The following is a 15820-nucleotide window of genomic DNA, read 5'->3' on the forward strand; positions in this document are numbered from 1 at the left end:
TGAAAAAGGAAGGAAAGCGACTGTGTAACAACCACTTTCCTCAACTCATTTTGGCTATCGATTAATCAATCACACCACTGATACCTACGCGGAACAATGGAGAACCTTCATTTCCACCAGCAATACCACCTGTCATTGACCAACGACCGCTGTCTGCTGTGCGACGTAAGGTTGCACCAATGGCACTTTGGTTATTGTAATATGATGCACCTGCAGCATATGTCCACTTACCTGCCACAAACGGCGCTTGCTCTAATGCCGCTGTTGCAGCAATACCCGCAGATAAGCGATCTTCAAGTCGATTAATACGGTTATTGGTATAAGCAAATCCTTGATCAATTGCTTTTTCAACATTGCCTACACGAGAGTCTACTGCCGTAATTGCATCACCGACATTATTATATGACCCACCTGCCACACTATATGTTGGTTGAGTCACTTGACCATCGCTACCAACTGCTGCACCACCACCTAAGTACGTTGCAATATTGGTGTTGGCGGTATAAACCTGCCCACCATTTACTGCATCTGTTGATCCTGATGTGATACCACCACCAGCAACACCAGTTACTTTTTGGCTGCCTGCATTGATTCCATTACTGTCAATGCTCACATTGCCTACCTTCACTTGATTTGATGTCACGCTATTCACGTTCAAATCTTTTGCGGTAGCAACTTGATAATTTGTACTACCATCACTATTTTGTGTGCTAGTTACAACCACATTATCGCCTTGCGTTACAGTAGATTTCGCTTGTGCAGCTGCAGTATTTACACTTGCAATTGCTTCATCAATGGTACTTTTTCCTGTGCCACCAACGTTGCTTGTTGTAATTGTGCCATCTGCATTCACCACTGTATTGCCACCAATAGCACCTGCAATACTGTTTGATACATCAGCAAGCTGACCACCATTCACTGCATCTTTCGAACCGCTCGTGACTTTACCACCAGCGACATTACTGATAAGCGTCCCGTTTGATCCGCCAAGCGTCATGCTGTCTTTATTTACGCTGCCATCTGCATTGGTGTCATATTGAGTTGAAGTATTTGCCATTTCACCAATTGTGGTGTTAATTCCACTGATTGCTGTATCAAGCTGACCTTTATTCACTGCATCTGTTGCATTGCTACCCGCTGCGACATTGGTAATGACTTTGTTGCCTGCATCAATTCCACTTGTAGTCACGCTTGGACCATTCACAATGGTTAAACCTGAATTACCTAGTGATACATTTGAGCCAACTTGTACACCATTGCTGTTTACTACAGTGTTGCCTGTAGTGAGACTGTCTAACTTCAAGTCTTTCGCTGTAGCAACTTGATAATTGGTGCTGCCATCGGCATTGGTTGATGAAGTCACCGTAACATTATCGCCATTGGTTACAGTCGTTTTCGCTTTAATTGCAGCATCACCTGCAGTTGTACCTGCATTTTGAATAGCGGTGTCTAATGCACCTAAAGCGCCTGCCAATGTATTCGATGTTGTACCACCTACGTTGTACGTTGGGTTAGATATTGAACCATCTGCATTGACCGCTGAATTACCACCTAGCACATTAGCAATCGATGCTGTACTTGTATTTAGCTTATTATCTACAGTTTTAAGCTGAGCTACGTTCACTGCATCACTGTTTTCTGTACCCGCAGCAACACCTGTCACTTGACGATACACACCATTGGTTGCATCACCCACTGCCACAGCACCTGTGGTTGATTGGGTCGCTGTAATTGCTGCTTGATCAGCTGTTGCACCTGTTGGTACATAACCTGCTACACCGCCTGCGGTACGCGCTGCTGATCCCGTACCTAACACGACAGAACCTGCTGTCGTTTGTGAGATGCCGTTCCCAATAGTGAAAGTATCATCAGTCGATACTGTGTTGTTGTTACCCACGCTATAGCTGTTGTTGCCTGTGATAACTGTTGGATCACCAAAAGCACCTGAGTTATTGCCTGATACGGTGTTACCTGTACCGACACTAATTGATTGGTTACCTGATGCTGTTGACCCATCACCAATGGCAATTGATGATGCACCTGATACCGATGAGTTATTACCTAACACGACGGCATTTGTTGCTGTTGATGTAGCTGACGTACCATTACCAAGTGCAATGGTATTGTCTGCACCTTCAGCAATCATTGCATTGACACCAATTGCAGTTGAGTTGGTTGCACCTGCACTTGAGTCATTGGTTTTACCATCTACTAAAACAGATGAGCCGTTGGTATGTGAGTATTTCACCCCTTCGGTATTCATCTTTTGTACTGTTTGACCAATGGTTAAACGGTCTGTGGTTTCTTGACCCGAGGTGTTATAGGTTAAGAATTGTGAAGCTGTATTGCTGTTATTTGGCGACTGATTTACCACTTCATTGGTGATATTAACTTTGTTGCCATTACCATCAATCACTTCAGTCACACTGCTATTTACATTTGCAGCAAGTGCATCAAGTTGAGACTTGTTAATTGCATCATTGGCATCTGTACCATTGGCAATGTTAGAAACTTTCGTTCCTGCGGCATTAATACCTGCGGTAGTAATGCTTGGACCATTGTTAATGGTTAAGCCACTTGTGTTCAATACGGTATTGCCTGCAGTCACACTGTCAAAGCTTGAGTTTTTATCTAAGCCCACCACCAAGTTACCATTGGTATCGGTTGTGGTTTTGATGTTATCAGCACTGTATTCAGCATCTGCTTTCGTACCTGTACCTTTAATGGTGAGGGTTTCACCTAACTTCTTATTGGTCACTGTGCCATTGTTATCCGCAAAGTTTAAACCTGATGTGGTTAAGCTACTGCTTAAATCATTGATTTGCGTGTCAAGTTGACCTTTGGTTGCAGCATCAGAAGCATTGGTACCATCTTTCAAATTACTGATCGTGGTATTGTTTGCATTGATTCCTTCAGAGGTCACACTTGGACCATTTGCAATCTTAAAGCCATCAGCACCATAGTTGGTTTCTGCAGTGGTATTACCATTGGCATCTTTTGCAGTCACGGTATTGCCAGCTGCTGTAATCACATTGGTATTGCCATTTGGATCTTTAAGCGTACTGCCGTTTAAGCCATAGTTCGCTGTGGTTAAACCATCTTGTGAACTGATGCTTGTGCCTGAACCAGTCAGGCTTGAAGTATTGCCCGCAGCATCTGTGGTTTTCACACCATCATTGTTCAGCACGGTATTGCCTGCAGTGACACTGTCAAAGCTTGAGTTCTTATCTAAGCCCACCACCAAGTTACCGTTGGTATCTGTTGTGGTTTTCACATTGTCTGCACTGTATTCAGCATCTGCTTTCGTACCTGTACCTTGAATAGTGAGGGTTTCACCTAACTTCTTATTGGTCACTGTGCCATTGTTATCTGCAAAGTTTAAACCTGATGTGGTTAAACCACTGCTGATAGCATCCAACTGACCTTTGGTTGCAGCATCAGAAGCATTGGTACCATCTTTCAAATTACTGATCGTGGTATTGTTTGCATTGATTCCTTCAGATGTCACACTTGGACCATTGGCAATCTTAAAGCCATCAGCACCATAGTTGGTTTCTGCAGTAGTATTGCCGTTAGCATCTTTTGCAGTCACGGTATTACCAGCCGCTGTAATCACATTGCTGTTGCCTGCTTGGTCAGCCAATGTATTACTTGCTGCTGTACTTGTGTTGGTATTGCCATTTGGATCTTTGAGCGTACTGCCGTTTAAGCCATAGTTCGCTGTGGTTAAACCATCTTGTGAACTGATGCTTGTGCCTGAACCAGTAAAGCTTGAAGTATTGCCTGCTGCATCTGTGGTTTTCACACCATCATTATTCAGTACAGTATTGCCTGCAGTGACACTGTCAAAGCTTGAGTTTTTATCTAAGCCCACCACCAAGTTACCATTGGTATCTGTTGTGGTTTTCACATTGTCTGCACTGTATTCAGCATCTGCTTTCGTACCTGTACCTTTAATGGTGAGGGTTTCACCTAACTTCTTATTGGTCACTGTACCGTTGTTATCCGCAAAGTTTAAACCTGATGTGGTTAAGCTATTGCTCACTTGATCCAACTGACCTTTAGTTGCAGCATCAGAAGCATTGGTACCATCTTTCAAATTACTGATCGTGGTATTGTTTGCATTGATTCCTTCAGAGGTCACACTTGGACCATTTGCAATCTTAAAGCCATCAGCACCATAGTTGGTTTCTGCAGTGGTATTACCATTGGCATCTTTTGCAGTCACTGTACTACCAGCCGCTGTAACCACATTGCTGTTTGCTTGGTCAGCCAATGTATTGCTTGCTGCTGTACTCGTGTTGGTATTGCCATTTGGATCTTTGAGCGTACTGCCGTTTAAGCCATAGTTTGCTGTGGTTGAACCATCTTGTGAACTAATGCTTGTACCTGAACCCGTCAGACTTGAGGTATTACCTGCTGCATCTGTGGTTTTCACACCATCATTGTTCAGCACGGTATTGCCTGCAGTGACACTATCAAAGCTTGAGTTCTTATCTAAGCCCACCACCAAGTTACCATTGGTATCGGTTGTGGTTTTGATGTTATCAGCACTGTATTCAGCATCTGCTTTCGTACCTGTACCTTTAATGGTGAGGGTTTCACCTAACTTCTTATTGGTCACTGTACCGTTGTTATCCGCAAAGTTTAAACCTGATGTGGTTAAGCTATTGCTCACTTGATCCAACTGACCTTTAGTTGCAGCATCAGAAGCATTGGTACCATCTTTCAAATTACTGATCGTGGTATTGTTTGCATTGATTCCTTCAGAGGTCACACTTGGACCATTTGCAATCTTAAAGCCATCAGCACCATAGTTGGTTTCTGCAGTAGTGTTACCATTGGCATCTTTCGCAGTCACTGTACTGCCAGCTGCTGTAATCACATTGCTGTTACCTGCTTGGTCAGCCAATGTATTGCTTGCTGCTGTACTTGTGTTGGTATTGCCATTTGGATCTTTGAGCGTACTGCCGTTTAAGCCATAGTTTGCTGTGGTTAAACCATCTTGTGAACTGATGCTTGTGCCTGAACCCGTCAGACTTGAGGTATTACCTGCTGCATCTGTGGTTTTCACACCATCATTGTTCAGCACGGTATTGCCTGCAGTCACACTATCAACGTTCAGGTCTTTTGTGGTTGCCACTTCATAGTTGGTGCTGCCATCAGCATTTGTTGATGAAGTCACAACAATGTTATCGCCATTGGTCACAGAGGTTTTCGCTTTAACAGCCGCTTCACCTGCTGTTGCACCTGTATTTTTGATTGCACTATCTAATGCATTCACAGCACCTTCAACTGTAGTTTGGTTTGTACCACCCACGTTATAGGTTGGGTTAGATATTGAACCATCTGCATTCACCGCTGCATTACCACCTAAGATGTTTGCAACTGATGCACTGCCTGTATTGACTTTATTGTCTACAGTTTTAAGCTGCGCTACATTTACTGCATCGCTGTTTTCTGTACCCGCAGCAACACCTGTTACTTGACGATACACACCATTGGTTGCATCACCCACTGCCACAGCACCTGTGGTTGATTGAGTCGCTGTAATTGCTGCTTGATCTGCTGTTGCACCTGTTGGCACATAACCTGCTACACCACCTGCGGTACGTGCTGCTGACCCTGCGCCTAAGACCACAGAACCTGCTGTCGTTTGTGTAATGCCATTGCCTAAAGCAAAAGTATCATCTGTTGATACCGTATTGTTATTACCAATACTGTAACTTCTGTTGCCAGAAACCGTTGATGGATCACCAAAAGCACCTGAGTTATTGCCTGATACAGTATTGCCTGTACCGACACTAATTGCTTGGTTACCTGATGCTGTTGAACCATCACCAATGGCAATTGATGATGCGCCTGATACCGATGAGCCATTACCAAGCACGACTGAGTTTGTCGCGGTTGATGCCGCTGATGTCCCGTTACCTAGTGCAATTGTATTGTCTGCACCCTCAGCAATAATTGCATTTACACCCACTGCAGTTGAGTTGGTTGCACCTGCACTTGAGTCATTGGTTTTACCATCTACTAGTGCAGGATCTGAATTATTGGTATGGAAGTATTTTGTACCTTGTGTATTAATTCGCTGTACAGTTTGACCAATCGTTAAGCTATCTGTTGCTGTTTGACCTGATTTGTTATAAGCCAAAAACTTAGATGCAACATTGGTGCTGTCATAGTCAGGGTTAACCACTTCATCTGCAATAATAACTTCATTGCCATTTGCATCATGGATTGATGAAATATTGTTGCCAACTTTACTTTCTAATGCACGTAATTGTGAGCCATTCACGGCATCTTTTGATGTAGAAGAGATGGTGCCATCAGCTACATTGGTAATTTTTGTATTTGCAGCATCAATACCTGTTGTGGTGATGCTTGGACCATTGGCAATGGTTAAACCATTCGTGTTGAGAACGCTATTACCTGTTGTTACACTGTTTAAATTGATGTTATTTGCAAGTTTGACATCTAAACCATCTGTACCATTTGCAACCACACCAATGTTGTTATCCGACAATGCCGTTGGGTCTGTTACACCACCTTTAACAGTCAGTGTTTCGCCAAGTTTACGAGCAACATCAGTGCCGCTGTCACCACCAAAACTAATTGGTTTAACCACTTCATTATTCAAGTTGGTTAAAGCATCACCCACATTGTTAACTGATGTTGTTGTCCCATCTGTTTTAGTCGTAGTGTATGTTGGAGCGTTTAATGTGCTTGTAGTTGAATCATAACTTGCACCACCACCTAAGATTTCTGCAATGGTGTTACCTGCTTGGTCAGCTTTGGCAGTGTTCGCATCATTTAACGCTTTAATTTGTGACACATTTACTGCATCAGTATCTGCTGTACCTGCTGCAACATTCGTTACTTTGGTATTTGCTGCATCGATACCTGTTGTAGTAATGCTTGGACCGTTGGCAATGGTTAAACCATTGCTGTTAAGAACACTATTACCTGTGGTGATACTGTCAAAGCTTGAGTTTTTGTCTAAACCGACCACCAAATTGCCATTGGCATCAGTTGTGGTTTTCACATTGTCTGCGCTGTATTCAGTATCTGCTTTGGTACCTGTGCCTTTGATAGTTAGGGTTTCACCTAACTTCTTATTGGTCACTGTGCCGTTGTTGTCTGCAAATCCAATTGGCTTAACTAATTCATTGTTAATGTTGGTTAATGCATCACCCACATTGTTTGCTGTGGTGGTTGTACCATCTGTTTTTGTGGTTGTATAAGTCGGATTTGAGATGTTGCCTGTGCTTGAATCATAGGTTGAACCACCACCTAAATTCGATGCTGTGCTATTGCCAGCTTGGTCTGTTTTTGCTGAACCTGCATTTGCAACTTCATTTAACTGTGAACCATTCACTGCATCTTTTGATGTTGCTGATACTTCACCATCCGCGACATTGGTAATTTTTGTATTGGCAGCATTCACACCTGTTGCCGTAATGCTTGGACCATTGGCAATGGTTAAACCATTGCTGTTAAGAACACTATTACCTGTGGTGATACTGTCAAAGCTTGAGTTTTTGTCTAAACCCACCACCAAATTGCCATTGGCATCGGTTGTGGTTTTTACATTGTCTGCGCTGTATTCAGTATCTGCTTTCGTACCTGTGCCTTTAATGGTGAGGGTTTCACCTAACTTCTTATTAGTTACTGTGCCGTTGTTATCCGCAAAGTTTAAGCCTGATGTGGTTAAGCTATTGCTCACTTGATCGAGCTGACCTTTGGTTGCAGCATCAGAGGCATTGGTACCATCTTTTAAGTTGCTGACTGTTGTACCTGCCGCATCAATACCATCTTTTGTTATGCTAGGACCGTTGGTGATGGTCAAACCATTATTATTTAATGTTGAATCACCCGCTTTAACACTATCCACACTGATGTTTTTCGCAAGCTTCACTTCTAAGCCATCTGTGCCATTTGCAACAACACCAATGTTGTTATCCGATAATGTGGTGCTGTCTGTGATACCACCTTTTACAGTTAACGTTTCGCCAAGCTTACGCGCTACATTGGTGCCACTGTCACCACCAAAACTAATTGGCTTAACCACTTCATTGTTGATGTTGGTTAATGCATCACCCACATTGTTTGCTGTGGTGGTTGTACCATCTGTTTTTGTGGTTGTATAAGTCGGATTTGAGATGTTGCCTGTGCTTGAATCATAGGTTGAACCACCACCTAAATTCGATGCTGTGCTATTGCCAGCTTGGTCTGTTTTTGCTGAACCTGCATTTGCAACTTCATTTAACTGTGAACCATTCACTGCATCTTTTGATGTTGCTGATACTTCACCATCCGCGACATTGGTAATTTTTGTATTGGCAGCATTCACACCTGTTGCCGTAATGCTTGGACCATTGGCAATGGTTAAACCATTGCTGTTAAGAACACTATTACCTGTGGTGATACTGTCAAAGCTTGAGTTTTTGTCTAAACCCACCACCAAATTGCCATTGGCATCGGTTGTGGTTTTTACATTGTCTGCGCTGTATTCAGTGTCTGCTTTGCTGCCTGTGCCTTTAATGGTGAGGGTTTCACCTAACTTCTTATTGGTTACTGTGCCGTTGTTATCCGCAAAGTTTAAGCCTTTCGTTGTTAATGCAGTGACTTGATCATTTAAGTCTTTTGCATTTACTGCATTTGCAGCATTACTGCTTTGAGTAATATCGCCTGCACTTGCAAGGTTTGTAATCTGTTTACTGCCTGCGTCAATACCTGTTCTACTTACAGATGGACCTTCTAATGTTCCAGCCGAGTTACGGAAATTTAAGCCAGCAGCACTTACCGTTGTTTGATCGCCTGATGCATTTTTAGTCGTCACACCCGATGATAAAACACTTGTTGTATTGGTGAGTGGATCTGTAACTGTAACACCATTGGTATTGGTTGTCGTATTCCCTGTTTTAACGCTGTCGACACTTAAATTACGCGCTAAATTGGTGGTCACTTTATTATTGCTTGTTGAAACCACAAGGTTGCTGTCTGTGTTTGCAAAATCAAGTGTTTCGCCTAATTTTACATTATCAGAGTTTGCACCATTGGCTGTAATATTAAAGCCTTTATCTGCTGTAGCCTGTGCTGTAGCTGCATTGGTGACTGCGGTATTGGCTGTTGTTTGTGCATTATTCGCTGCAGTTGTTGTACTGTTTAATTGCGATACATTAACCGCATCGGTATCTGCTGTACCCGCTGTAACATTGGTGATTTTTTGGTTAGCTGCATTAATGCCTGAAGTTGTAACACTTGGACCATTAGTAATACTCAAACCTGTGTTGTTTAACACGCTATTGCCTGTTGTTACACTATCAACACTTAAATTACGTGCTAAGTTGGTGGTCACTTTATTGTTGCTTGTTGAAACCACAAGGTTGTTATCTGTATTTGCAAAGTCAAGTGTTTCACCTAATTTTACATTATCAGAGTTTGCACCATTGGCTGTAATATTAAAGCCTTTATCTGCTGTAGCCTGTGCTGTAGCTGCATTGGTGACTGCAGTATTGGCTGTTGTTTGAGCGGTATTGGCTGCTGTTTGTGCATTGTTCGCTGCAGTCGTTGTACTGTTTAATTGCGATACATTGACCGCATCGGTATCTGCTGTACCCGCTGTAACATTGGTAATTTTATTATTATTGGCATTAAAACCGTTTGCAGTTACTGCACCTGTAAATGTTGGCGCATTGGCAATTTGAATATCTAAGGTATTGCCATTTACAACAGTTTTAACGTTGCTATTTGAACTTGCTGCTGTCGAGCCACCTGAAATCGTGAGTGTCTCACCCAATTTACGGGTACTTGATCCAGTGTTACCAGCAAATGTAATTGGTTTAACAACTTCAGTATTCAAGTTCGTTAAAGCAGTACCAACGTTACTTGCAGTCGTAGTTGTCCCATCTGTTTTTGTTGTTGTATAAGTTGGTGCACTAATATTACCAGTGGCTGTATTTAAAGCAGCACCGCCACCTAAAGCAGTTGCTGTACTACGTGCAACATTGTCAGTATACGTTTTAGTCAATTTCAACTGAGCAACGTTCACTGCATCTGTATCTGCTGTACCTGCAGCTAAGCCTGTAATTTGGCGAGTAACAGTTGAACCATTCCCTACCGCTACAGCAGCATTGGTTGATCGCCAAACGCCTGTTGTTGTTGTCGATCCTGTGCCTGTAATCGGATCATAACCTGCAACACTCCCTGCTGTCGATGCAACTGAATTCGAGCCAATTGCCACACCTCCTGCCTGAGATGCTGTTGACCCAATACCAATTGCTGTACCGCTTGAAGCTGCAGTTGCACCTGTACCAATTGCTGTTGCATTTAGCGCAGCTTGTGTTTGGCTACCAATTGCAACAGCGTTATCTGCAGTTGCACGTGCACCTGTTGTCGATGAACTGCCCGAACCAATTGCTGTTGAATTTATACCTGATGAAACAGCGTTAACACCCATTGCAATAGAATTTGTATTTGATGCATTTGATACAGCACCAATTGCCAATGCACCTTGACCTGACGCATTAGACGTCGTACCTAAAGCAACAGATGCATCACCAATTGAACTAGCTGCCATACCTAAAGCAGTTGAAAAATTACCTACAGCTCTTGCTGTTGCACCAACAACAACTGCACCACCGCCTGTGGCAGTTGTTTCAACAAAACCTGACGGTAAAGATGTTCCTGTAATTGTTTGGTATGATGAGCCAAAAGCTGTTCTAACTTTAGATATATCATCGCTACCAATTGCAATACTCGAATCACCGTTTGAATTTACATTATTTCCTAAAGCAACTGACTGATCTCCTCGTGCAGCCGCAACGCTACCTATCGCAACAGATTGCCCATTACCACTTACACCAGTTGTTGATGAATCACCAATCGCAACAGACCTTGTTGCAGCTGCAGTTGCACCATTACCTAAAGCAATCGTACTTGTATTTGAAGCAGTGGTTGAATATCCTAATGCAAGGGAATTAGCACCTGTTGCTGCAGTTGCAGTTGCATCTGTAACACCTGTACCGATAGCTATTGAATTCGCACCAGAATTCGTTACCCCAAGTGTTCCAACACCTGTAGCATTTGAACTCAAACCAGAAACTGCTGCTCTGCCCCCACCAATTCGAATCGAGTTATCACCGCCTGTGTTATCCGTTGAACTTCCGCCTAAGCCTAAATTACCGCTGTTAACATAAAGCTGACCACTCAAAATTAAGCTATCTGAACCATTGACCCCATCGCCACCATAAAACATTGCTTTGTTTGTTACAGTATTTCGGTTAATAACGGGTGTCACACATAATGCCGTGCCTGTCGTTGAACCAGAGCTATTATAAGTGTCTGCAAAATGAGCACAGCCTGTATCCACACCATCATTTACATATATACCTGGAAGAGCTTTCGCCTGAAAACTTATTGTTACTAAGCCCCCCAATAGGATAGGGGCTAGTAAATTTAATTTTACTGTTTTGGATTTTGTTTTACTTTTACCTAATTCTGAAACAACAACCCAAGCATTTTGACCCGCATTCCATACGATTTTATAAATTTTATTCATATAAAGAACCTGACACTTATTATTTGTATACTTTTTGGATTATATATTTTTTTTAAATATTGACCAATTAGTGAGTTGACATGAAAAACCATTTAACTTACACAACGACACAATTCACTAAAACAATTATCATCATTTAATAATTAATCTTAAAAAATACTATTTTTTATGTAAGAGTAGCAAAACATTCTTAACAATTTTTTTAAATGAACCTCCACAAATAGATCGTTTTTTGCACTAAACATATACAAACCACCTATTAATTACATTGTTATGCAGTCAATAATCTGAGTGTTATAATTATAACTTCATAGAATGGATGAGCGTCTTTTGAGAATTATTTTTGCAGGTACACCGGAATTTGCTGCAATTGCACTTCAGGCATTAGTTGATGAAAATGTGCACGAAATTATTGCTGTTTACACACAGCCTGATCGAAAATCAGGTCGTGGACAAAAAATTTCCTATTCAGCAGTTAAAGAAGTTGCCGTAGCACATCAATTACCTGTGTACCAGCCATTACATTTTAAAAGTAAAACTGAAGATGGCTTAGCAAGTCAAGCAGAATTAATTGCCTTAAATGCGGATGTTATGATTGTTGCTGCTTATGGCTTAATTTTGCCTAAAGCTGTTCTTGAAGCACCAAAATACGGATGCTTAAATATTCATGGCTCACTATTGCCTAAATATCGAGGTGCAGCACCGATACAACGTGCGATTGAAGCACAAGAACACCAAACGGGTATTACCATTATGAAAATGGATATCGGATTAGATACAGGTGATATGATTGTTAAAACAATTTGCCCAATCGAGACAGCAGATACCTCAGCATCTATCCATGATAAATTGGCACATCAAGGGGCAGACGCTATTCTTAAAGTGCTTAAATCTGAATCTACTTTGAATGAATATTTAGCTCAGCGTATCCCACAAGATGAAAGCCAAGCAACATATGCACATAAATTGACAAAAGCAGAAGCACAAATCAATTGGGCGCAATCTGCAACACAAATTCATGCAAATATTCGAGCCTTTAATCCATGGCCAATTGCATTTATTGCGCATGAAGAAATTAACTTACGCGTATGGTCTGCAACATATTCTAAGATACAAAGCAAATTAGATGCCGTACCTGGTGAAATTTTGGCAATTGATCAAGATGGTGTACATGTTTCATGTCATCAACAGCAAGTCATTTGTATTAACATCTTACAATGGCCAGGTGCAAAACCATTTAATCCACAACAGATTCAGCAAACCAATAAATTACATGTGGGACAAGTTCTAATATGAAATCATCTTCAAATCAACGTCAAATGCTAAAACATGATTTACGAGCAAAAATCATTTTGACGCTAAATCAAATTCAAGAAGGTGAATCGTTATCAAGTGTATTAGAACAACAACTGATGTCTGTGAATGAACGTGACAGAGGTTTGTTCCATGAACTTACGCTCGGGACATTAAGACAATGGTACGCATTAAAAACCATTGCTCTACCTTTAATTAAACATCCCATAGACAATAATGTATTTCATGCTGGACTATATTTAGGGTTATATCAACTCATCTATACACGTATTCCAGCCCATGCTGCAATTTCTGAAACCGTTCAAGCGATTAAACAGCTCAATTTAGATCATTTTAGCCCAGTCATTAATGCCATCTTACGAGAATATACCCGTAATGAAGATAGTTTTAAGCAAACTGTCCAAGATGCTCATGGCCTACCAAGTTGGTTATATAAACGTTTAAAAAATAATTGGCCAGAGCATATTCAAGACATTTGTCAGAACTTACGTCTTGCAGCGCCAATTACATTACGCGTAAATCACAGTGCAATTTCTAGAAATGAATATTTAGCTTTCTTGGCAAAAGAAAATATTGATGCCACTACAGGCATGTTGTCTGATCAGGCCATTCATTTATCTACACCTTATCCGATCACAAAACTACCCGGCTTTAATGAAGGTTTATTTTCAGTTCAAGATGAACATGCACAATTATGCCAAACTCTACAGCCACAGCTTGATGATAAATTAGTGATTGATGCTTGTGCTGCACCAGGCGGAAAAACAACACATATTTTAGAGCATTATTCACCTAAAAAAATTATTGCTTTAGATCAAAGTGAGCAGCGTTTATTGCGTGTTCAATCAAACTTAGAGCGACTGCAACTTGATCATAAAAATATTGAAATTATTTGTGCAGATGCGACAACATGGCAAAGTTATGAGCCTGTCGATTGTATTATTTTAGATGCGCCTTGCTCTGCTACAGGTGTCATACGACGCCATCCTGATATTCGTTTACTACGAAAACCATCTGACATTGAGGATGTTGTTCAACTGCAACACAATATTTTAAATCACATGTGGCAACAGCTGAAAGAAGGTGGCTACCTAGTGTATGTAACATGCTCTATTTTAAAAATAGAGAATGAACAACAAATGCAGACCTTTTTTAGCTCCCATGACAATGCGATCGAACAAAAAATTGCAGCTACATGGGGAATTGAACAACAGTATGGTCGCCAACTTTTGCCGACACAATCAGGTGGCGATGGATTTTTTTACTGTGTCATACAAAAAGTCAGCAACTGAATTGAACTAAAGTTTATGCAAATTTAAATGCCACTAAACTAAGTGCCAATGCAGACATTCCAATCACAAGGCCATAAACCGTTTCATGGCCTTGTGAATATTTCTTCGCGGTTGGCAGCAATTCATCCAATGCTAAATAAACCATAACACCTGAAATTAAACCAAATACAATGCCATAAATCGCATCGTTTAAATAAGGTTCTAAAAATAAATAGCCAAGCAATGCACCAAGTGGTTCCGCTAACCCTGATAAAAAGCTTGCAGCAATTGCATATGACTTCTTTTGAGTTGCAATATACACTGGTAAAGCAATTGCAATACCTTCTGGAATATTATGAATAGCAATCGCTAATGCTAAAGGCGCTCCAATCTTAGGGCTATCAAGTGTTGCAAAAAATGTGGCCAATCCTTCAGGCAAATTATGTGCAGTAATTGCAAACATGGTTAATAAACCAGTTCTCATTATTTGCTGACTGTTCATTTCTGTGGTGGTATTTTTTTCTAATGTATCGTGTGGATTCGGTACGACACGATCCAATACCAATACAATGACCATACCCAATAGAAATGAAAATGTGGCATAGGCAAAGCCTAACTGCTCTGTATAAAAACTTGAAAACGACGAAATTGACTTATTCAATATTTCTGTCAATGATACATAGACCATTGCACCAGCAGCGAAAGCCAAACCAAAAGACAGTAATCGCGCACTCGGCTGTTTAAAAAAACATACAATAATGCCACCAATGACCGTGGCTAAGCTTGCCGCAAATGTTAGCGCAAATGCAATTAATACGTTGCTTTCCATTCAAAGGAACCCTTTATTATTTCAATCAATATAATCATATTTAACGTTATTATCAATCAATAATCCGGGTATTTATTCTAGAAAATGGCAGTGATTTCGCCAGTTATGATTGTGTCCAACGTCCTCGAATCGGTTTAGATAAGATTGCAAGTGTCGCAATTAAACTTATTTCAATTGAAAAAGACCATACAGCATGACCTAATATTTCACTCCAAAACTCATATCCATTTAAGTTCCAAAGCCAACCTGTTATACCATCTGCATAAGCAAGATGACGAAATCCAAGTAACGGAATTAGAAAACCATGCATAAGAATTGTGATTACTAATCCATAAGCAACACCATACCATAGCCGAACCTTTGGAAAATACACAGAAAGTAAAATATAGATAAATGCAAAAATAAAACTGAAAATCCAATGATATAAAGTGACTGCACCAGATACTATTGTGCCTTGATATACATAATCTAAAGTGTTTGAGTGGAAATTTAAAAAGCCTAACCATGAATCGATATGTGCAGCAGGCGGAGATATTTCACCACGTACTCGTGGTGGCATGTTCACCTCACTACCCCACTTAACCAATGAACTGATTAATCCACCAATCAGTGTGCCATATACAAGAACTTTAACTTGATCCTGTTTAATCATACTTATCTCCATTTTATAGTTATCTTGTCATCCAATCTGACGAGTCTATTAATAATATAAAAACGCGCATAAAAAAAGCCCCCTCGATGAGGGGGCTTTTAGGAATAAGATGCTGGCGATGACTTACTCTCACATGGGTAATCCCACACTACCATCAGCGCAAAGAGGTTTCACTTCTGAGTTCGGGAAGG

General features: G+C 41.0%; 4 protein-coding genes, 1 rRNA gene and 1 pseudogene. 2 read left to right on the forward strand and 4 right to left on the reverse strand.

Annotated elements, in window-relative coordinates:
* Nucleotides 1-61: 61 nt before the first annotated feature.
* Nucleotides 62-11551, reverse strand: a pseudogene (locus CFY84_RS10440) (ESPR-type extended signal peptide-containing protein); the annotation flags it as partial.
* Nucleotides 11552-11893: 342 nt separating this feature from the next.
* Here CFY84_RS10440 and fmt point away from each other — a divergent pair.
* A complete protein-coding gene (gene fmt, locus CFY84_RS10445; RefSeq protein ID WP_088824296.1) occupies nt 11894-12859 on the forward strand; it encodes a methionyl-tRNA formyltransferase in 966 nt (321 codons plus the stop codon).
* Complete coding sequence (gene rsmB / locus CFY84_RS10450; RefSeq protein WP_228149638.1) at nt 12856-14169, forward strand: 16S rRNA (cytosine(967)-C(5))-methyltransferase RsmB; 1314 nt, start codon at nt 12856-12858, stop codon at nt 14167-14169. Before fmt ends, rsmB begins: the two co-directional genes overlap by 4 nt.
* A 13-nt stretch (nt 14170-14182) precedes the next feature.
* Here the strand turns inward: rsmB and zupT are convergent, their stop codons facing one another.
* The 3 genes from zupT to rrf all read right to left on the reverse strand — a co-directional run.
* On the reverse strand, nt 14183-14977 hold the full coding sequence (zupT, locus tag CFY84_RS10455) for a zinc transporter ZupT (protein WP_088824293.1): 795 nt from the start codon (nt 14975-14977) through the stop codon (nt 14183-14185).
* Between the two features lie 103 nt (nt 14978-15080).
* Nucleotides 15081-15629 carry a DUF1440 domain-containing protein gene (locus CFY84_RS10460; protein ID WP_088824294.1) on the reverse strand — a complete coding sequence of 183 codons (549 nt, stop codon included), beginning with the start codon at nt 15627-15629 and terminating at the stop codon, nt 15081-15083.
* 110 nt (nt 15630-15739) lie between these two features.
* Nucleotides 15740-15820: ribosomal RNA gene (rrf, locus tag CFY84_RS11405) — 5S ribosomal RNA — on the reverse strand; the annotation flags it as partial.

The sequence above is a fragment of the Acinetobacter apis genome (assembly GCF_900197575.1).
Lineage (GTDB): Bacteria > Pseudomonadota > Gammaproteobacteria > Pseudomonadales > Moraxellaceae > Acinetobacter > Acinetobacter apis.